This window comes from Aliivibrio sp. 1S175, from assembly GCF_001690985.1.
In the GTDB taxonomy this organism is placed as follows: domain Bacteria; phylum Pseudomonadota; class Gammaproteobacteria; order Enterobacterales; family Vibrionaceae; genus Aliivibrio.
The window spans coordinates 1-20,999 of the sequence record NZ_MAJS01000009.1 but is presented as its reverse complement, the minus strand read 5'-3'; the positions used below and the strand labels follow the sequence as shown (position 1 = coordinate 20,999).

Genomic DNA, 20,999 nt, shown 5'->3' with positions numbered 1-20,999 from the left:
GTCAATTTTGATCGTGAAAAATGAGCGGATTATCGTTATTAAGTAAGAATAACTTCTTGAACAAAACGGCTACCAAAATAGGCAAGAGTTAATAAAAAAGCCCCAGTAAGACTAAACCATAGTGCCTTTTGTCCACGCCAGCCTTGACGGTAATGTCCCCAAGTTAATACGGCATAGATAATCCAAGCTAAAAATGAAAGCACAGCCTTATGAGCTTTGCCTTGAGCAAACATATCTTGAATGAATGTGAGGCCTGTCAATAAAGTTAGAGTTAATAGCCCTAAACCCACAAGAATGATCTTGAAAAGTTGACGTTCCACCATCATTAATGGAGGAAGGTTAGGATTGAGTGTTAATGATTTTTTACTTTTTAGTTTATGATCAAGCCAAGCAAGCTGTAGAGCATAAAGAGTCGCTATCATTAGTGTAGAGTACGCGAATAATGCTAACGATATATGAATTAGTAGACTTGGGTGCGTTTCTAAATGGGTAATAAAAGCACCCGGTAAGAAAGTGGCAGCTAATAAATTAATAGCAGAGAAGCTATAAACAACAGGTAGAATAAACCACACTCTAAATTTAAGCATTGCAGCGCTCATTACCAAAGAGATAATAAAACTAATGAGAGACGCGACATTTAAAATACTTAGATTTTGTCCAAAACTGTTGAGAATTAGCTCTTTTAATTGCCAGGCATGAAGAAGTAACGCAAGAGATGCGCATATAAATACAACATTGGTTTGAATTTTATTTTGACCTGCTAAGCCTGGAACAATAAAAGCTAAAGCAAGAAAGTAAAAAAGTGCAGCACTAATTGCTGTAATGGCATCCATAATTAACAGTTCATCTAATTTATCAACAATTTGATTATACCCTCTAGAGGCCAATCTCGGTAGGTGTGATTCAGTTAGTATAAAAAATTTTAATTATAACGTCTCAGATTTAGGTATAATCGGAGATATGGTCGCAAAGTAGGCGCAGAATATGTTTGATAATTTAACGGATAGACTATCCAAGACCCTGAAAAATATCAGTGGTAAAGGTCGATTAACAGAAGACAACATTAAAGAAACGTTACGTGAAGTACGCATGGCTCTATTAGAAGCTGATGTTGCTTTGCCTGTTGTTCGTGATTTTGTTAAACGAATAAAAGAAAATGCTGTAGGGGTTGAGGTATCTAAAAGCTTAACTCCAGGTCAAGAATTCATTAAAATCGTTCAGTCGGAACTAGAAGCTATTATGGGAGACTCAAATGAGGCTCTTAATTTAGCGTGTCAGCCGCCTGCGGTTATTTTAATGGCAGGTTTACAAGGTGCGGGTAAAACGACCAGTACCGGTAAATTAGCGAAGCTATTAAAAGAAAGAGATAAAAAGAAAGTACTTGTTGTATCTGCCGATGTATATCGTCCAGCGGCAATTAAGCAATTAGAAACATTAGCGGCAGAAGTTGAAGTAGATTTCTTCCCATCAAGTGCAGATCAAAAGCCAATTGATATTGTTGATGGTGCAATTAGTCACGCTAAATTAAAGTTTTTTGATGTTGTTATCGTGGATACCGCTGGTCGTCTAGCTGTTGATACGGAAATGATGGAAGAAATTAAGCAGCTTCATGAGCATGTGAATCCAATTGAAACGTTATTTGTTGTTGATGCAATGACGGGTCAAGATGCTGCGAATACTGCAAAGGCTTTTGGTGATATTTTACCGCTTACAGGTGTGATTCTAACCAAAGTTGATGGTGATGCTCGTGGCGGTGCTGCGTTATCGGTTCGCCATATTACGGGTAAGCCAATTAAATTCTTGGGTGTTGGCGAAAAAACGGATGCACTAGAACCGTTCCATCCAGAACGTATAGCTTCTCGTATTTTAGGTATGGGTGATGTTCTTTCTTTAATTGAAGATCTAGAGAAGAACGTAGATAAAGAAAAAGCAGAACGATTAGCGAAAAAGTTCAAAGAGAAAAAAGGGTTTGATCTTGAAGATTTTCGTGAGCAGCTTGGTCAGATGACAAATATGGGCGGCATGATGGGCATGATGGATAAGCTCCCAGGAATGTCTCAGTTGCCCGATAATGTTAAAGATAAAGTGGATGATAAAATGTTCAATCAAATGGAAGCAATTATTAATTCCATGACAATGAAAGAACGTCAACGTCCAGAGCTAATTAAAGGTTCACGTAAAAAGCGTATTGCAGCAGGTTCTGGTACTCAAGTACAAGATGTAAATCGAATGCTGAAACAATTTACTCAAATGCAAAAAATGATGAAAAAAATGCAGAAGGGTGGAATGAAAGGCATGATGCGTAATATGCAAGGAATGATGGGTGGTGGAATGGGCGGTATGGGTGGTTTTGGTCGCTAACTGTTAATTCACATTCTCCAAATGTAAAAACCAGATAACAAGGTGCGACAAGTTAATTTATTGATAAATTTAACCTAGCGCACCTTTTTCACCTAATTTTTTCACTAATTACAGAAATAATTGGCGAAAAAGTAGCTAAAGCCCTTGCATTGAAAACTCATAAGAGTAAAATTCCGGGGCTTTATTTTGGCACGAGGGCTCAATAAAAATTATTTTTTTTGAGCCAATTTAATTTTTGTACGAAGCAAATAGAGGACGATATGGTTACCATTCGTTTGGCACGTCACGGCGCTAAGAAGCGTCCATTTTATCAAATCGTAGTAGCGGACAGCCGTTTTAAATCAACTGGTCGTTACATTGAGAAAGTAGGTTTCTTTAACCCTACAGCACAAGGTCAAGAAGAAGGTCTTCGTTTAGATCTTGATCGCGTTAACCATTGGGTTGGTTTAGGCGCTGGTCTTTCTGATCGTGTAGCTAAGCTAGTTAAAGACGCTAACAAAGCGGCTTAATTTAGTTGGTTAAAGGTAAAGATTTTATGAGTAAGCAAGACGAAGTAATTGTTGTAGGTAAGTTCGGAGCTTCCTATGGTATTCGTGGATGGTTGAAAGTAGTTTCTTTTACTGATCAACCTGAAAGTATTTTCGACTACAAACCTTTACTTATTAAAGTAAAAGATGAGTGGGTCGAGTTTTCAGTCGAAAGCTGGAAACGTCATAAAGGTTTGGTGTGCAAACTGGAAGGGTTAGAAGTTAGAGAAGAAGCTCAAGCTTATACTAACCTGGAAATTGCAGTTAAAGCAGATGTATTACCTGAACTGTCAGAAGATGAATTCTACTGGCGTGAATTGTTTGGTATGGAAGTGGTCACAACCCAAGGTTACGGCCTAGGTATTGTTGACGACATCTTTGAAACCGGATCAAACGATGTTCTTGTAGTCAAAGCAAACCTGAAAGATGCTTTTGGTAAAAAGGAACGTTTGATTCCTTTTATTGATGAGCAAGTGATCAAAATAATTGATCGTGAGGCTCAACGGATCGAAGTTGACTGGGATCCTGGGTTCTAAACCCTAGGTAAAGCGAGGGCACATGTGGGTTGGGGTTATAAGCCTATTTCCTGAAATGTTCCGTTCGGTTACCGATTTTGGGGTAACTAGCCAAGCTATTAAAAAAGGTATTTTATCTATAGAGACATGGAATCCTAGAGATTTCACTCAAGATAAACATCGCACTGTTGATGACCGACCTTATGGTGGTGGCCCTGGTATGCTTATGATGGTTCAGCCTTTGCGCGATGCCATTACTGCAGCCAGAGAAGCAGCACCAGGCAAAACGAAAGTTATTTACCTTTCACCTCAAGGCCGTACGTTAAATCAAGCGGGTGTCGAGGAGTTAGCCACGAACGAGAATTTAATTCTTATTTGTGGTCGATACGAAGGTGTAGATGAGCGCATAATACAATCTGAAGTTGACGAAGAATGGTCAATTGGGGATTTTGTGCTTACAGGCGGGGAACTCCCTGCTATGACGTTGATTGATTCTGTCTCTCGGTTTGTTCCGGGGGTACTAGGTGATTTCGCGTCCGCTGAAGAAGATTCTTTTGCTGACGGTTTGTTAGATTGTCCACACTATACAAGACCTGAGGTTTTGGATGGTAAGGAAGTACCTAGTGTACTTAAATCTGGAAATCATAAAGATATCGCTCGTTGGCGAATGAAACAATCGTTGGGCCGTACTTGGCTAAGAAGACCAGAGCTCCTGGGAAATCTAGCTCTGACTGACGAACAGGAATTATTACTGGCTGAATTTGTTCGTGAAGAACATCAGCAAAGTAAGTAATTAAGAAATTTAGTATCAGTTTATTCTAGGATATACAAAAATGAGCAACATCATTAAAGCTATTGAAGATGAGCAACTAAAGCAAGATCTACCTAAGTTTTCACCAGGTGATACTGTTATAGTTCAAGTTAAAGTTAAAGAAGGTGAGCGTGAGCGTCTACAGGCTTTCGAAGGCGTTGTTATCGCTATTCGTAACCGTGGTCTTCACTCTGCGTTTACTGTACGTAAAATTTCTAACGGTGAAGGTGTTGAGCGTACGTTCCAAACACATTCTCCAGTTGTAAACAGCATCGAAGTTAAACGTCGCGGTGCAGTACGTCGTGCCAAGTTGTACTACCTACGTGAGCGTTCTGGTAAATCAGCTCGTATCAAAGAGAAGCTGTCTAAAAAGTAACGCACACGAGAACGTTCTCAAATGTGCTATAAAGGTGCGCTGTTATCAGCGCACCTTTTTTTATGCTTAAATTTAATTGTAAATAATTCTTTACTATTTTATTGTTTTGTATTTATTTTATTACAATGGTTGATTTTCATCCCATAGCTGTTAAATTATTTATATTCGTCTTAAAAGACTCTTAATGGAAATAAAAGTTTACAGGTGTAGAATATGAAAAAAAGCGAACTAAGCAATATTAATATTAGTGATGAGCAAGTACTGATCACACCGCAAGAGTTAAAAAACAAAATTCCATTAAGTGATAACGCACGCCAGTTTATCCAACAATCTCGCCAAACTATTTCAAACATCATTCATAAAAGAGATCATCGTTTATTGATTGTTTGTGGTCCATGTTCAATTCATGATATTGATGCAGCAAAAGAATACGCTAAACGCCTGAAGGTGATCTCTGAAGATCTTAAAGATCAGCTGTATATTGTAATGCGCGTTTACTTTGAAAAACCAAGAACAACCGTTGGCTGGAAAGGATTAATTAATGATCCACATCTTGATGGGTCTTTTGATATAGAACATGGCTTGCACGCAGCAAGGCAGCTACTTGTTGATTTAGCTGAAATGGAAATTCCATTAGCTACGGAAGCGCTTGACCCAATTAGTCCGCAATATATTGGTGATACATTTAGTTGGGCGGCTATTGGTGCACGTACAACTGAATCTCAAACACATCGTGAAATGGCGAGTGGTTTATCTGTCCCTGTTGGTTTTAAAAATGGCACTGACGGGAGTCTGTCTACTTCAATCAATGCGATGCAAGCAGCGGCTTCAAGTCACCGTTTTATGGGTATTAATAGTGAAGGTCAGGTTGCATTATTAACCACACAAGGCAACCCCAATGGCCATGTAATTTTACGTGGTGGTAAGCAGACAAATTATGACTCAGTATCAGTCACTGAATGTGAAGAAGAGTTGGCTAAATATAATCTTGATGCGGCACTAATGATCGATTGTAGCCATGCAAATTCTCGTAAAGATTACCGTCGTCAACCATTGGTTGCTGAAGATGTTATTCATCAAATCCGTGAAGGGAATAAATCAATTATAGGTTTGATGATTGAAAGCCATTTAAATGAAGGAAATCAACCTTCTGACATTCCATTATCTGAAATGCAATATGGGGTTTCTATTACAGACGCATGTATCAATTGGGATTCAACTGAGGCACTATTACGTCATACTCATAAAGAATTAATTCCAGTATTGGAAGATCGTTTAAAAGGATAGAACGAGATGGCGGTAGAACTGAGTCATTTACGCGACCAAATTGATGCAGTAGATAAACAAATGTTGGATCTTTTATCTCAACGTCTGCATTTAGTTGAACAAGTGGGTGAAGTAAAAAGTGCACATGGATTGCCTATTTATGATCCAAGCAGAGAAGCTGCGATGCTTGCTTCAAGACGACAAGAAGCTGAAAGTAAAGGAGTTCCGCCATCCTTAATTGAAGATATTTTACGTCGAACAATGCGTGAATCTTATAGCAGTGAAAATGACTCAGGCTTTAAATGTTTAAAACCTGAATTACGCCCAATTGTAGTGGTTGGTGGTAATGGACAACTTGGTGGTTTATTTGCCAAAATGTTTCGACTATCTGGCTATGAAGTACGAATTCTTGGCAGTAAAGATTGGAATAATGCAGAGACAATTTTAGATGATGCTGGAATGGTGGTTGTAACCGTTCCTATTAATTTAACCGTTGACGTAATCAATAAGCTTTCGGACTTGCCTGAAGATTGTATTCTGTGTGATTTAACATCAATAAAGAAAAAGCCACTTCAAGCAATGATGGAGATTCATAAAGGCCCAGTTGTTGGTTTGCACCCAATGTTTGGCCCTGATATTCCAAGTTTAGCGAAACAAGTGATTGTTATGTGCGATGGCCGTAATAAAGAAAGTTACGCTTGGCTTAAAAATCAGTTTGAAATTTGGGGGGCAATTGTTCGAGATATCTCTGCAACAGAGCATGATCATGGAATGACATTAATTCAGGCTTTACGCCACTTTACTTCATTTGCGTATGGTCAGCATCTTGCTAAGGAAAACCCAGATATTGAACAGTTACTTAATTTAAGCTCACCAATATACCGCTTAGAGTTATTGATGGTAGGGCGATTGTTTGCACAAGACCCCAATCTATACGCTGATATTATTCTCTCTTCTGATGAGAATATTGAAATGATTAAGCGATTCCACCAACGTTTTGGCGATGCGATTTCATTATTAGAGAATCATAATCGAGCTGGTTTTATTGATAACTTTAGAGAAGTAGAGCATTGGTTTGGAGACTATGCAGAGCAATTTCTAATAGAAAGTAAGGGCTTACTTAGACAAGCTAATGATTCGATTCATCGTGAAAGAACGTAATATAGCAAAGAATATAAAGTAAAAAAGGTGAGCATGTGCTCACCTTTTTTATATGTTCGATAAAATTAACTTACTGAGTTATTGGCATCGGCACTTGTTGTTCTGCTTTTACTGTATTAATGGCTTCAATTTGCTCAACGGTTGGTTTTTGCGTTAATTTTAACTGCAGTTTTACCATGTTATTCATAATATCAACGAGCGGAGTCCATTTAACACTTCGTTCTTTTTCAAATAAACTCTCAAAGCGATCTGGTGTCCAATCGATAAAAGATTGAGGGTTCAATACTCTGCCTAGAAACCGTACTTCATAATGCAGGTGTGGCCCAGTAGAGTTACCCGAATTACCGCAGGTAGCGATTAATTCACCTTTCTTTACAAATTGTCCTGAGCGGACTTTAAATTTTTGTAGGTGAGCATACATGGTCATAAAACCAAACGAATGCTGAACTTTTAGTAAATTACCATAACCTTTATTACTTGGACGAGCGAGTTCAACGACGCCATCTGCAGGCGCATAAATTTCGGTACCACGCTTACAAGTGAGGTCTTGACCTAAATGGCGTTGTCTTTTTCCTGAAATAGGGTTGGTTCTTCTTCCAAAACTGGATGAGTTTCGAATAAAATCCATTGGTGTATCGTTTGGTATCAAACGAAACATGGTAGCCCTAACTGCCGAATCAATGGTTGCTACGTCTAGTCGTTGTTCTAATGTTTTTTCAGATAATTGAATATCTTCTTCAGAGATATCTTGTAATCCAAGCACGGACTCAACATCTTCAACTCTTTGACTAATAACTATAAATTCATTTTCTTTTGCTTCAAGCTGCTGAGTTAATTCATAATTGCTATTATTATTGTCAATAATGAGGTTATTGAGTTCACTATTTTGTACTTGAAGTTGAGAAATCGCCAACTCTGATGCTTGTTGTTTTTGATAAAAATAATGTAATCCAAAACCACTTAATGTGAATGAACCAAGCCCAAGTAAAAGAGATAAAATGACAAGGTTTTTCCGTTTAGGAGAAATAGCGAAGAAACGAGTTCCCTTATTATGAGAAACGGAAATACGAATTTTATCTGGCATAGAAATAACAACTTATTACTTTAGGTTAATGTGGTTAGCTCTGAGAGTTGACGTAATAACATATCGCTATTACCAACATTGAGTTCAATTAAGCGTTTAAGGTGGCTAATACTATCAATATCTATATGTTGAATACAGAGTCTTAGTATATTATTTGTTCTCTGAATAAGTTCACATTCAGCAATGATGTGAATATCACTCTCGTTGAGGGTAAATCTCACGTTCATCTTTGTATTTGGTTTCAGTTCATAATCATCGTCTAACACAACGAGTAAACCGTGTAGAGATAAATCAATTAAAGATCCATGCAATGATGTCCCATTATGTAAAAGAATGACATCAGTTTGATACACTACGCGTGAAAATTTACGACGTTCGATCATAATACGATCCTTATATTATAACTTAACTTGAAAGTATGACGTCTGGTTTGTTGTAAGTCTAATAAAAAGGCCGCAATAATGCGGCCCTTATGATAAGCATCAAGTTAATATATTAAATGATTAATTATTTTGTCATACGTTTATATTTAATACGATGAGGCTCAACGGCTTGGCCACCTAATGTTTTCTTCAACCACTCGCTATATTCAGTGTAGTTACCTTCGAAGAAGCTTACTTGGCCTTCATCACGGTAATCTAAGATGTGTGTAGCGATACGGTCTAAGAACCAACGGTCATGCGAGATAACCATTGCACAGCCAGGGAACTCAAGAAGCGCTTCTTCTAATGCTCGTAATGTTTCAACATCCAAGTCATTGGTTGGCTCATCGAGTAATAGTACGTTGCCGCCTGTCTTCAATAGTTTCGCTAAGTGAACTCGGTTACGTTCACCACCAGAAAGATCGCCGATGATTTTCTGTTGGTCGTTGCCGCGGAAGTTAAAACGAGAGCAGTATGCACGTGCCGGGATTTCGTAATTATTGATCTTGATGATTTCAGCACCTTCAGAGATCTCTTGGAAAACCGTTTTTGTATTGTCCATGCTGTCACGGAACTGATCAACAGAAGCAAGCTTAACTGTCTCACCCAATACAATAGAACCTGAATCGGCTTCTTCTGCACCACTTAGCATTTTAAATAGTGTTGATTTACCTGCACCATTGGCGCCGATAATACCGACGATAGCGCCTTTAGGCATACTGAATGATAAGTTATCAATTAATACACGATCCCCAAACGATTTCGTTAGGTTAGTCACTTCAAGAACTTTATCACCTAAGCGTTCACCTGGTGGGATAAACAGTTCATTGGTTTCATTACGTTTTTGATGATCTGTATTTTGAAGTTCTTCAAAGCGAGCCATACGCGCTTTTGATTTAGCTTGGCGGCCTTTAGGGTTTTGACGAACCCATTCAAGCTCTTTTTCTATCGTTTTTTGACGAGCATTTTCTTTCGAAGATTCTTGTTTTAGACGTTCATCTTTCTGTTCTAGCCAAGACGTATAGTTACCTTCCCATGGGATGCCTTCGCCACGGTCAAGTTCTAAGATCCAACCTGCAGCGTTATCTAAGAAATAACGGTCATGGGTAATGGCCACAACAGTACCTGAGTACTCAACAAGGAAATGCTCAAGCCAAGCAACAGATTCAGCATCAAGGTGGTTTGTTGGTTCATCAAGAAGCAACATGTCTGGTTTTTCAAGCAATAGACGACAAATCGCAACACGACGGCGTTCACCACCTGATAAAAATTCTATCTTTGCATCCCACTCAGGAAGACGTAGTGCATTCGCTGCACGCTCTAAAGCATTTTCAAGATTATGACCATCTTTTGCTTGAATAAGGGCTTCAAGTTCACCTTGTTCTTTTGCTAAGGCATCAAAATCAGCATCTTCTTCTGCATAAGCAGCATACACAGCATCTAATCGAGTTAGCGCACCAGCGACATCAGATACCGCTTCTTCGACAATTTCACGAACAGTTTTTGATTCATCTAAAACGGGTTCTTGTGGTAGATAGCCAATTTTCAATCCACTTTGTGGACGAGCTTCACCATCAATATCGGTATCAAGACCAGCCATAATGCGAAGTAGTGTTGATTTACCTGATCCATTTAGGCCAAGAACACCGATTTTTGCACCAGGGAAGAAGCTAAGAGAAATGTCTTTCAGGATTTGTCTTTTTGGAGGAACAATTTTGCTCACTCGTGACATTGTATATACGTATTCAGCCATAATCACTTATTAGAGTTGGTTAACGGAAATATTATTTTACTATTTATGATACATAGTTTAACACTCATTTTGGTAGTTACTAGGGTAATATAAGTAAACTCAAAGAAGAATTAGAGAGTTATTTAACTCTGTCTCATACTCAATGTGTTGATGAAAAGGTTGGAAATTAGGTGTTTAAAGTATCAATGAAATACACACAGCAGAAGTTAGGGATGATGGCCGTGTTGTGCATTGGAATGAGTGTGCATACCGTTGAGGCATTATCGATAGATGAATCACGAATTCAATACCAAGAAGCAAAGGAATTGCTTAATGAAAAGAAGTTTGATGAGTACATAAAAGTAAGAGCAAATTTAGAAGATTATCCACTTACCCCTTATTTAGATTATCGTGAATTACGAATGGATTTAGCCTCTAAGACGCCTGATGATATTCGACTATTTAGACACGCACATAAAACATTAGCGATTGGCAATTCTTTAGATTATCAATATTTAGTAGTACTTGGCTTAAATGAACGTTGGAAAGAATTTCTTGATTACTTTCCTAATGAACCAAGTAGCACAAATTTACAATGTTATTACTACCAAGCAAAAAATGAGCTTGGAGATAAAAAAACAGCATGGAAAGGCACTGAAAAATTATGGCTAACAGGGGGGTCTGTTACCTATGAATGTGATGATTTATTTAAAGCATGGTCTGATGACGGCAAGTTAACGGATAAGTTAATTATCGATCGAATGTTACTGGTGTATAAGGCTCGTAATAACAGTTTATTTTCTTATTTAGAAAAGATGCTAGTGTCAGATAAAGCAAAAGAACAGGCGAAAGATATTATTGCTTTATTTAATGATCCTGACTTACTGGTTTCGTTTTCGGCTAAAAATAAACCGTCTGAGTTTACGAAAAAATTAACTTTTATTTCCATGGAAAGAGAAGCAAGAAAAGATCCACGTAAAGCGATTGAAATTCTTCCTTCCATAGCAAAGAAACAGAAGTTCACAGAAAAAGAATCAATAAAAATCACGCATCGTATTGTGAGTAGCATAATGTCCACCGATTCAGATGAATTGGCTACTTGGCGAGATTCTCAGCTTGAAAAATATCCAGAAGATTCGTTTATTGAACGCCGTATACGTGTTGCTATTCGTGCTGCCGACTGGGACGATATGAGCCAATGGATAACGTATTTAACGCCTAAGGCTCAAGCTTCATTACGTTGGCAGTTCTGGCAAGCTCGCATTGAAAGTGAAAATGGCGAAGATGATAAAGCCAATGCTCGATTACAAAAGTTGCTTGGGAAGCGTAATTTTTACAGTGTTGCGGCTGCAAATATTTTAGGTGAGCCGATTCAATACCCAATGAATATTGCTCCAACTAATATTAAGCCAGTAAAAGAAAAATATAAGAGTGAGTTAGCTCGAATTAAGGAACTGATTACTATTGATGAAATATCAACAGCAAAAAGTGAGTGGGAATATTTACTTAATAGAGCATCAAAGAATGAAGTGAAAGAACTTGCGAGTTATGCAGCTCAACATCGTTGGCATCACTTTACTGTACTTGCCACTATTAAGGGGAGAATGTGGGGGTATTTGAGTTTACGTTTTCCTATTGCACATCAGTGGTGGTTTGGACATTACAGTAAAGAGTTAGATTTAGATAAGGTGACGCTAATGTCACTATCTCGCCAAGAGAGCGCGTTATATGCAGAAGCTAAATCACCTGTTGGCGCGCGTGGTTTAATGCAAATTATGCCAGCAACCGCGAAGTATACAGCCAAGAAAATTGATTATGATAAATACGAAGGTGTTAGTAGTTTAAATAATGTTGATGTAAACATTCATATTGGTTCGAATTATCTAAAAGGATTAATGGATGATTATGATGGGAATAGGATCTTTGCGTTAGCGGGTTATAATGCTGGACCTCACCGTGTAAAACGATGGAGAGCAGTTTCTGATGAAAAGCTCGATGTTTATGCGTTTATAGAAGCAATTCCCTTCAAAGAAACACGTGGCTACGTACAAAATATTTTAATGTTTGAAACGTACTACCGTAGTTTACTTGGTGAAAAAGGCTCTTTCTTGTCAGAGAAGGAACTGAATTTAGAGTATTAATTATTTTAAATTGATTATAAAGTAGGGGGCTTAAGTGCTCCCTTTTTTATTATGGTAATGAGGATTTTATGTCAGGTTCAGCAAAATATTCAGATTGGTCACAAGTGATGGCATTGATAGCGAATGCAGCAGAGCAAGGTAAACATCAATCTTTATTGACTATGTTGATGACTCCTGATGAACGTGATGCCTTAATAGCTCGAGTCAATATTTGTCATGAATTATTGCAAGGTGATTTAAGTCAACGACAAATAAGCCAATTACTTGGTGTTGGTGTTGCAACGATAACTCGAGGGTCTAATGAATTAAAAAGCCATACTCAGGATGAAAAAGAATGGCTAATGGCGTTACTTCAAAAAAGTGCTAAAAACGTTCAGGATGAAGAAAAGGGATTAGAGCAAGAGTAAGCGCTTGTTGGTAAACCGAACTTCTTGTTAATAGGTTATTGGTTAATAGACCAATAGCCCCACCTTTCTGCTTTATGTTTTCGGTTTTAAATTGTTCATCCATTACATCCCCAAGTTCCTTCCCTTCATTCACCGCGGCAATAACGCTAGGAGGAAGAGGTAAACTTGATGATCTCGATTCACCAACCATTAAACCATTATCTATTATCATCCAAGCAAAAGTTGCCGTATTTTCTATACCAGCTTCTAATCCAACGTAATAATTTGCTTTTGGATGTAAGGATTTAGCATTATTTACTCGGTTTAATGCCCCTTGTTTTGTTTCAATACAGCTCATTGGCTGGTCTGCAACGCCACTCTCAACGGCAATACCTTGAAAAACAAAATTAATATTAGGAAATGCTTGAGTGAATGCTGATTCTACAGCATGTATTTTTGCCGGGTTAAGTGACGCAATAATAACGTTATGTGCCATGTGGAAACGCAGTCCTTTATATTAATGAACCGATACAATGTTTGTGTCAGTTCATTTTATCATTACAGAGTTAACTATTTTATTTGAGGAATATCTGTAGGAGTTACATTCTCTATTGGGTAACAACCGAGAACTTTTAAATATTGAGTAATAGATGTTAACTCTTCAATAGCTGAGCTCATGGCTTTAGATTTCAAATGCGCTTGCAGATCAATATAAAACATCTCTTCCCAAGGATTGCCCATAATAGGACGAGATTCTAGTTTTGTCATATTAATACCGTATTTACGTAAAACCTGTAATGATTCAACTAATGAGCCGGCATCTTGTGAAGTAGACATAATCAAAGTTGTTTTTGCTGGTATTTGTTCTGATACATCAACTGGCTTTCTTGCAACAACAATGAATCGAGTTTGATTTTCTGTTTGGTTTGAAATGTTGGTAATTAATGATTGAAGACCGTAAAGTTTACCGCTATCAGAATTACCAATGGCTGCGACGTCTGGTGAGTTTAATTCTTTTACGGTAATCATTGCATCAGCAGTGCTCGCACAAGAGATCAGCTCTACGTTGTCTAAACGGTTTAAAAACTCACTGCATTGTTCATGTGGTTGGGGATGAGAGTATAATGTTTTAATCGATTCAAGAGACGTCTCTGTGGTGGTTAGTAAGCAATGGTCGATTTGCTGAGTAAGTTCACCAACAATGTATAAGCTAGTATGTTGAAGTAAATCATAAACTTGGTTGATAGAACCAGAGCTTGTGTTTTCTATTGGTAACACACCGTAGTCAGCATGCCCTGACTCAACTGTTTTTATTACTTCTCTGAAGTTTTCACAACCAAGTTCAGCTAGTTCAATATTTTTCTTACTGAAATAACGACGACTTGCTAGATTTGAATAAGAGCCTTTTGAGCCAAGATAAGCAACTCTTGCTACTGGTTTTCTACTTAATTCAGGATTTGCTAGATTTTGAAAATATTCTTGTTGAAGTAAAACAGAGTCTTCAATAATGGTATGAAATAATTGAGTTATGTAATAAGCATCAAGATCGAACGCCTTGCCGTTTTTAATTAATTTAACAAGTAGCTGTTGTTCGCGTTTTGGGTCACGGACAGGCTTGGCGGTTTGGACTTTGCTTTTAGCAACTTCAAGACTGAGCTTACGACGTTCAGAAAAAAGTTTTAATAATTCGTTATCAAGTTCATTGAGGCGTAAACGAATATCGTCGAGAGAATAGATGGGATCAGTCATGAATATGCAAACCTAGTAAATTAAGAATTAATTCACAATAAAGGAATTAGTCAGTTTGCGTCAAGAGAAAACAGCGCTCAAATGAGCGCTGTTTCAGAAAATTTTGAGTTGGCCGATTTTACTGTTGTTCGTATTCCTCTTCTTCTTCTAGGTCAACTTCTGGCTCTTCAGCAATAGGTGCTTGAGCATGAGTTGCTCTACGAGCTTCGCCTTTATGTTGTAACTTATCTAGTTGGCGTTCTAGTTTTTGGTACATCTCTCTAATTGCACCAAATAGGTCTTCTTGTTCTGCTGATGCAGCAACTTTGCCTCCGGCGATAGCGACTTGTGCCTCTACTTTATGCTTACCATTTGCGCGTTTCGTAACGCTAGCGTGACGGCCAATAATATCTAGATTTCTTTTTTCTTCTAATTTTTTAAATTTCCCTTCAATACGTTCACGGATGCCTGGAGTGATGTCGATGTTGTTACCAGTGATTTCTACTTTCATATGATTTTCCTCTCTCTTGCCCCGTTTGGCATGTATCCAGATTACGGATCCAGCAGTAAAATAAAGTGATCTAGATCACCATTTTAAATAGTATTCGTAATTAGGTATGTTGATGTGATCTCAAACAAACCCTGAGAATTTTTTTTGAAAAAAAACTTGATGAATTGCCTAAAATAGGTAGATTGAAAGGGTTGATTACTGAAAATTTTCGTTTTTAGGGACTAAGTTCAACCTACTGTTTTCAATGGTTATTTTTTAATCTTCCATGTTTTGTGAGTTTGAACATCCTTTATGTAAATATCAGATATAAAAAAGCCGTGCCTTAATGATAAGACACGGCTTTTATTGTTTTTACTGAAAATTTATTCTGGATTCAATGCAATAAGTTCTTCTGTTCGAGCAATAGCATCTTCTAATTTCAATTCTTTATATGCAGCTAACATAATCGTTAGTGATTTTCTTGCGGCTTCAGTATCTGGATACGTTCGTTGTAATTCTTGGCTACGATTGATGGCAGAAATCCATGCTTCTCTACGTAAGTAAAAATCTGCTGTGGCTAATTCATACTCAGCTAATCGATTTTTTAAAGAAAACATACGAGTTTGCGAATCTTCAGCGTATAAACTATTTGGGTAACGCTCTAATAAACGTTTAAAGTCTTTAAATGCTGCACGAGCTGGTTCGGGATCTCTATCTGAGCGGTCTATTCTAAAAAGATCGTGCATAAAGCTACGATCTTGAGCCATATGAGTTAGGCCACGCATATACAATACCCAATCAGCTTTCGGGTTTGTTGGGTTTAAACGAGTAAAGCGTTCGATAGTTGCTAAGCCCAAAGCTAAGTCATCATTTTTGTAATATACGTAAATTAAGTCTAATTGAACTTGTTCAGAGTAAGCGCCAAATGGGTAACGAGAATCGAGAGCTTCAAGACGTTCAATTGCACTTGTCCAATTACCTGCCTGTAAAGAGACTTGAGCCTGAGAATATAATTCTGATGGTGGGATATCAGGAATAACATCATCACTGCTTGAGCAGCCCATCAGTAAAGATACTGCTAATAATGAAGAAAGTGTTAAGCGTTTCATGCTTGAAAATGATCCTTGACTAAAAAAACTGAAGTTATCCATTACGAAATCCGTCGTTAACAGATACAATGGTCGATAGTTTATTTCACTTACAGTGTTGATGATACCAAATATGATGTATTTGTTTGGTATTAGTACCACTAATTTAAAAAAAGTTCGATATGGCACAACAAATAGAGTTAACAAGTACAGTAAAAGATAGCCAACTAGGCCAGCGTTTAGATCAAGCTGCAGCAGAGTTGTTTTCTGATTTCTCGCGTTCACGCATCAAAGAATGGGTGTTAGCTGGTAAAATTTCCGTAAACGGTGAAGTTATCACTAAAGCTCGTGTAAAAATGATGGGCGGTGAAGAAATTTTAGTTAAGGCGGAACTAGAAGATGAGCAACGTTGGTTAGCTCAAGATATTCCTCTGGATATTGTTTATGAAGATGATGATTTATTAGTAATTAATAAACCTCGTGATTTCGTAGTTCATCCAGGTGCTGGTACACCGGATAAAACGGTACTAAATGCATTATTATTCCATTACCCAAGTATTGCAGAGGTGCCTCGTGCAGGTATCGTGCACCGTCTAGATAAAGACACTACGGGTTTAATGGTAGTAGCGAAAACTGTACCAGCTCAAACACGTTTAGTTCGTGCGCTTCAAAAGCGTAAGATCACGCGTGAATATGAAGCGGTAGTATTAGGTCGTATGACGGCTGGCGGTATGATTGAAAAACCAATCGGACGTCACCCTCAAAAACGTACGCTAATGGCAGTACATGAATTAGGTAAAGATGCAGTTACACATTATCGTGTTGCTGAGCATTTCCGTATTCACACTCGTTTACGCTTACGTCTTGAAACTGGTCGTACTCACCAAATCCGTGTTCATATGTCATTCCTCCAACATCCATTAGTAGGTGATACAGCTTACGGTGGTCGTGCTCGTATCCCTAAAGGTGCGTCACAAGAATTAATTGACATGATCCGTGGCTTTAATCGTCAAGCGCTTCATGCTGCGATGTTACGTTTTGATCACCCAATTACAGGTGAAGTCATGGAATTCCATGCACCAATCCCTGATGATATGATTGCTCTATCTCAAGCTTTACGTGATGATGAACGTTTATTGCATGAGGAAGAGTATTAAATGTCGCTATTGTTACCAAAATGGTCGGCTCCTAAAAATATTAACGTAGTTAGTACAACTCGATTAAATGGTGTTTCTAAAGCCCCATTTTCGAGTTTGAATTTAGGTGATCATGTTGGTGACAATCATAATGATGTTGTGCTCAATCGTGAAAAACTGATTACGTTGGCGCAGTTACCGACTGCACCAACGTGGTTAAATCAGATTCATTCAACCGATGTTATCACTCTTCCTTATACCGATTCCGTTAACCCACCTTCTGTTGATGCTGCTTATACTAATCAAGCGAATCAAGTTTGCTGTGTAATGACTGCTGATTGTTTACCTGTGGTTATTTGTAATAAAGAAGGAACCGAAGTTGCAGCAGTTCATGCCGGCTGGCGTGGTCTTCTTGATGGTATCTTAGAAAATACAGTTAAGCATTTTTCTTCAAATGATCTTGTTGCGTGGTGTGGACCAGCCATTGGGCCTACTGCATTTGAAGTTGGTGATGAAGTAAAACTACAGTTTTGTGAACAAGATCTTCAAGCGATAAACGCTTTTACTCCGAGTCATAACCGAGATAAATGGTTAGCTAATTTAGAACTGCTTGCTACTCAACGCTTACAGAGTGTTGGTGTACAAGAAGTTTATTACTCAAGCCTTTGCACTTATTCAAATACAGATCAATTTTTCTCTTATCGAAAAGAGGGAGAGACTGGTCGTCAAGCAACTTTAATTTGGTTCGAATAATCCTTTTTATTTCCATTCTCATCAGTTGATTTATAAACAAATAAACCCCATTTAAGAAGTAATAGTTACTTACTTTTCTTCTGTAGGAGAGGGTTATGCGTTTAGAACGATTCACTAGTAAATTTCAAATCGCCATTTCAGATGCTCAATCATTAGCATTAGGTCAAGATCATCAATATATCGAGCCAACGCACTTAATGGTGGCTTTATTAAACCAAGATGGAAGTACAATCAGACCATTATTAATCTTACTTAATATTGATGCGACTCAACTTCGATCAAAGCTTTCTGAAATTCTCGATAAAATCCCAAAAGTTACAGGTATCGGTGGTGATGTTCAGCTGTCATCTAGTATGGGGATTATTTTTAATCTATGTGACAAAATAGCTCAAAAACGCAAAGACGCTTATATATCCTCAGAAATATTCATGCTTGCAGCTATTGAGGATAAAGGCCCATTAGGTAATTTATTTAGAAATCTTGGACTTACCGAAGCTAAAATATCAAAATCAATTGATGATATCCGTGGTGGAGAAAAGGTAAATGATCAAAATGCAGAAGAAAAACGTCAAGCATTAGAAAAGTTTACAGTAGATCTTACTGAGCGAGCAGAGCAAGGTAAGTTGGACCCTGTTATTGGGCGTGATGATGAAATACGTAGAACGATTCAGGTTCTTCAAAGACGAACTAAAAATAACCCCGTTATTATTGGGCAGCCAGGTGTCGGTAAAACAGCCATCGTTGAGGGGTTAGCTCAACGCATTATTAATGGTGAAGTACCTGAAGGCTTGAAACATAAAAGAGTGTTGTCTTTAGATATTGGTGCGTTGATTGCTGGGGCTAAATTTCGAGGTGAGTTTGAAGAGCGCTTAAAAGCGGTTTTAAATGAACTGGCAAAAGAAGAAGGTAATGTCATTCTCTTCATTGATGAAGTTCATACCATGGTTGGAGCAGGTAAAGGCGAAGGTTCTATGGATGCCGGTAATATGCTTAAACCTGCATTAGCTCGTGGTGATTTACATTGTGTTGGTGCCACGACATTAGATGAATATCGTCAATATATAGAAAAAGATCCTGCCTTAGAAAGGCGCTTTCAAAAAGTTATTGTTGATGAACCTACAGTAGAAGATACGATTGCAATATTACGTGGCTTGAAAGAGCGCTATGAAATCCATCATCATGTTGAAATTACCGACCCTGCTATTGTTGCAGCAGCGACATTATCTCATCGTTATATATCAGATAGACAACTTCCAGATAAGGCGATTGATTTAATTGATGAGGCAGCGTCAAGTATTCGAATGGAAATTGATTCTAAACCAGAATCTCTTGATAAGCTTGAACGTAAAATTATCCAATTAAAAATAGAGCAGCAAGCATTAGTTAAAGAGAGTGATGATGCCAGTTTAAAACGACTCGATTCGTTAAACCTGGAATTGAGAGAAAAAGAAAGAGACTACTCAGAGCTGGAAGAAGTTTGGAAAGCAGAAAAAGCGGCACTTTCTGGAACTCAGCATATAAAAACAGAACTGGATATAGCAAGAAGTAATATGGATATTGCCCGACGTGCGGGAGATTTAAACCGTATGTCAGAACTGCAATATGGCCGAATTCCAGAATTAGAAAAACAGTTAGATCTTGCAGCGCAAGCTGAAATGCAAGAAATGAGTTTATTAAAGAATAAAGTTACCGACAGTGAAATCGCTGAAGTTCTTTCTCGTCAAACAGGCATTCCAGTGAATAAAATGCTGGAAGGGGAAAGAGATAAATTGTTAAAGATGGAAAGTGAATTACATAAACGAGTTATAGGACAAGCAGAAGCGGTTGAAGCAGTATCGAATGCCATTCGACGCAGTAGAGCAGGGCTGTCTGATCCTAATCGCCCAATTGGTTCTTTTTTATTTTTGGGGCCAACAGGTGTTGGTAAAACGGAATTATGTAAATCTTTAGCAAACTTTATGTTTGACAGTGAAGATGCGATGGTTCGAATTGATATGTCTGAGTTTATGGAGAAACATTCAGTCGCTAGGTTAGTCGGTGCGCCTCCTGGTTACGTTGGTTATGAAGAGGGCGGTTACTTAACTGAAGCAGTTAGACGTAAGCCTTATTCTGTTCTATTGCTTGATGAAGTTGAAAAAGCACATCCAGATGTATTTAATATTCTTCTTCAGGTATTAGATGATGGCAGACTTACCGATGGTCAAGGCCGTACGGTTGATTTTAAAAATACCGTAATCATTATGACCTCTAATTTAGGTTCTGATAAAATTCAACAGCATTTTGGAGAACTTGATTATGAAGGGATTAAAGCCTTAGTTATGGACGTTGTAGGGCAACATTTTAGACCTGAATTTTTGAATAGGGTTGATGAAACCGTTGTTTTTCATCCATTAGGCCAAGATCATATTAAGAACATTGCTTCTATTCAGCTGCAACGTTTGGAAAAACGTTTGAATGACAAAGACTATCAGTTAGAAATAACGAGCGAAGCCTTAGATTTAATCGCGGAAGCAGGCTTTGATCCTGTTTATGGCGCAAGACCATTAAAACGAGCGATTCAGACTTATATAGAGAACCCGTTAGCCCAAGATATTTTAAGTGGAAAATTAAGAACAGGTGAAGTGATTAAGCTAAAGGTGAAAGATAATCAGCTAATTACCACTCAAAACGACGACTTTTGATGGGTAAATAAGCGAGTTGAGTTAATTTTAATCACTTAAACTGTTTTTTGGTTATTTTACTAAAAAACAGTTGCATGAAACTAAAGACTCTCTATAATGCCGCCTCACTGACACGGAACAGATGAGTCAAATCGAAGTTCAATGTTTAGTGAGGTTGTTTTAATTATTTATTAAGTTAAGTGCTTGACACTTAATATTAAGTGAGTATTATAACCATCCGCTTCAAGGGAAAGCCGAAAGGCTTCAAAACTTGAAGTTTGCTCTTTAACAATTTGAAACCTATTAATCTGTGTGGGCACTTGTGAGTTGATAATCACTAGTTTGCTTTTACTTCTCGAAGT

General features: G+C 37.9%; 20 protein-coding genes. 12 read left to right on the top strand and 8 right to left on the bottom strand.

Annotated elements, in window-relative coordinates:
• Nucleotides 1–38 precede the first annotated feature (38 nt).
• A complete protein-coding gene (locus A6E06_RS04560; protein ID WP_065594329.1) occupies nucleotides 39–833 on the bottom strand; it encodes an inner membrane protein YpjD in 795 nt (264 codons plus the stop codon).
• Between the two features lie 151 nt (nucleotides 834–984).
• On the opposite strand from A6E06_RS04560, the gene ffh reads away from it, so the two are divergent.
• The 7 genes from ffh (at nucleotide 985) to tyrA (ending at nucleotide 7,017) form a co-directional block, all read left to right on the top strand.
• Nucleotides 985–2,361: a signal recognition particle protein gene (ffh, locus tag A6E06_RS04555; RefSeq protein WP_065594330.1), complete on the top strand. Its 1,377-nt coding sequence runs from the start codon at nucleotides 985–987 to the stop codon at nucleotides 2,359–2,361.
• Nucleotides 2,362–2,621: 260 nt separating this feature from the next.
• Nucleotides 2,622–2,870 (top strand): 30S ribosomal protein S16, encoded by a 249-nt coding sequence (gene rpsP, locus A6E06_RS04550; RefSeq protein ID WP_026025303.1) that lies wholly within the window; start codon nucleotides 2,622–2,624, stop codon nucleotides 2,868–2,870.
• Nucleotides 2,871–2,896: 26 nt separating this feature from the next.
• Nucleotides 2,897–3,424 (top strand): ribosome maturation factor RimM, encoded by a 528-nt coding sequence (gene rimM, locus A6E06_RS04545; RefSeq protein WP_065594331.1) that lies wholly within the window; start codon nucleotides 2,897–2,899, stop codon nucleotides 3,422–3,424.
• 22 nt (nucleotides 3,425–3,446) lie between these two features.
• Nucleotides 3,447–4,196, top strand: coding sequence for a tRNA (guanosine(37)-N1)-methyltransferase TrmD (gene trmD, locus A6E06_RS04540; protein WP_065594332.1), 750 nt, complete (start codon nucleotides 3,447–3,449; stop codon nucleotides 4,194–4,196).
• A gap of 40 nt (nucleotides 4,197–4,236) precedes the next feature.
• On the top strand, nucleotides 4,237–4,590 hold the full coding sequence (gene rplS, locus A6E06_RS04535; protein WP_065594333.1) for a 50S ribosomal protein L19: 354 nt from the start codon (nucleotides 4,237–4,239) through the stop codon (nucleotides 4,588–4,590).
• 213 nt (nucleotides 4,591–4,803) lie between these two features.
• On the top strand, nucleotides 4,804–5,877 hold the full coding sequence (locus A6E06_RS04530) for a 3-deoxy-7-phosphoheptulonate synthase (protein ID WP_065594334.1): 1,074 nt from the start codon (nucleotides 4,804–4,806) through the stop codon (nucleotides 5,875–5,877).
• A gap of 6 nt (nucleotides 5,878–5,883) precedes the next feature.
• A complete protein-coding gene (tyrA, locus tag A6E06_RS04525) occupies nucleotides 5,884–7,017 on the top strand; it encodes a bifunctional chorismate mutase/prephenate dehydrogenase (RefSeq protein ID WP_065594335.1) in 1,134 nt (377 codons plus the stop codon).
• A 70-nt stretch (nucleotides 7,018–7,087) separates the two neighbouring features.
• Here the strand turns inward: tyrA and A6E06_RS04520 are convergent, their stop codons facing one another.
• From A6E06_RS04520 to ettA, 3 genes are all read right to left on the bottom strand, one after another.
• Nucleotides 7,088–8,101 carry a M23 family metallopeptidase gene (locus A6E06_RS04520; protein ID WP_065594336.1) on the bottom strand — a complete coding sequence of 338 codons (1,014 nt, stop codon included), beginning with the start codon at nucleotides 8,099–8,101 and terminating at the stop codon, nucleotides 7,088–7,090.
• 20 nt (nucleotides 8,102–8,121) lie between these two features.
• A complete protein-coding gene (locus A6E06_RS04515) occupies nucleotides 8,122–8,484 on the bottom strand; it encodes a PilZ domain-containing protein (RefSeq protein ID WP_065594337.1) in 363 nt (120 codons plus the stop codon).
• A 124-nt stretch (nucleotides 8,485–8,608) separates the two neighbouring features.
• Complete coding sequence (ettA, locus tag A6E06_RS04510; protein ID WP_065594338.1) at nucleotides 8,609–10,276, bottom strand: energy-dependent translational throttle protein EttA; 1,668 nt, start codon at nucleotides 10,274–10,276, stop codon at nucleotides 8,609–8,611.
• Nucleotides 10,277–10,446: 170 nt separating this feature from the next.
• On the opposite strand from ettA, the gene sltY reads away from it, so the two are divergent.
• Both sltY and trpR read left to right on the top strand, forming a co-directional pair.
• Nucleotides 10,447–12,396 (top strand): murein transglycosylase, encoded by a 1,950-nt coding sequence (sltY, locus tag A6E06_RS04505; protein WP_255312055.1) that lies wholly within the window; start codon nucleotides 10,447–10,449, stop codon nucleotides 12,394–12,396.
• Nucleotides 12,397–12,464: 68 nt separating this feature from the next.
• Nucleotides 12,465–12,803, top strand: coding sequence for a trp operon repressor (gene trpR, locus A6E06_RS04500; RefSeq protein ID WP_065594339.1), 339 nt, complete (start codon nucleotides 12,465–12,467; stop codon nucleotides 12,801–12,803).
• On the opposite strand, the gene yjjX is transcribed toward trpR, so the two are convergent.
• From yjjX to bamD, 4 genes are all read right to left on the bottom strand, one after another.
• Nucleotides 12,760–13,278 carry an inosine/xanthosine triphosphatase gene (yjjX, locus tag A6E06_RS04495; RefSeq protein WP_065594340.1) on the bottom strand — a complete coding sequence of 173 codons (519 nt, stop codon included), beginning with the start codon at nucleotides 13,276–13,278 and terminating at the stop codon, nucleotides 12,760–12,762. The two genes, trpR and yjjX, sit on opposite strands and share 44 nt — an antisense overlap.
• Before the next feature lie 74 nt (nucleotides 13,279–13,352).
• Nucleotides 13,353–14,531, bottom strand: a complete 1,179-nt coding sequence (gene pheA / locus A6E06_RS04490) for a prephenate dehydratase (protein WP_065594341.1) — start codon at nucleotides 14,529–14,531, stop codon at nucleotides 13,353–13,355.
• A gap of 118 nt (nucleotides 14,532–14,649) precedes the next feature.
• A complete protein-coding gene (raiA, locus tag A6E06_RS04485) occupies nucleotides 14,650–15,021 on the bottom strand; it encodes a ribosome hibernation-promoting factor, HPF/YfiA family (protein WP_065594342.1) in 372 nt (123 codons plus the stop codon).
• Nucleotides 15,022–15,383: 362 nt separating this feature from the next.
• The gene (gene bamD, locus A6E06_RS04480; RefSeq protein ID WP_065594350.1) at nucleotides 15,384–16,109 is read right to left on the bottom strand and encodes an outer membrane protein assembly factor BamD; all 726 of its coding nucleotides are present in this window, start codon (nucleotides 16,107–16,109) and stop codon (nucleotides 15,384–15,386) included.
• 161 nt (nucleotides 16,110–16,270) lie between these two features.
• Between bamD and rluD the strand changes: the two genes are divergently transcribed.
• The 3 genes from rluD to clpB all read left to right on the top strand — a co-directional run bounded on the left by rluD (nucleotide 16,271) and on the right by clpB (nucleotide 20,658).
• Nucleotides 16,271–17,245 carry a 23S rRNA pseudouridine(1911/1915/1917) synthase RluD gene (gene rluD, locus A6E06_RS04475; protein ID WP_065594343.1) on the top strand — a complete coding sequence of 325 codons (975 nt, stop codon included), beginning with the start codon at nucleotides 16,271–16,273 and terminating at the stop codon, nucleotides 17,243–17,245.
• On the top strand, nucleotides 17,246–17,977 hold the full coding sequence (gene pgeF, locus A6E06_RS04470; protein ID WP_065594344.1) for a peptidoglycan editing factor PgeF: 732 nt from the start codon (nucleotides 17,246–17,248) through the stop codon (nucleotides 17,975–17,977).
• 95 nt (nucleotides 17,978–18,072) lie between these two features.
• Nucleotides 18,073–20,658: an ATP-dependent chaperone ClpB gene (gene clpB / locus A6E06_RS04465; protein WP_065594345.1), complete on the top strand. Its 2,586-nt coding sequence runs from the start codon at nucleotides 18,073–18,075 to the stop codon at nucleotides 20,656–20,658.
• The last annotated feature ends 341 nt before the right edge of the window (nucleotides 20,659–20,999 follow it).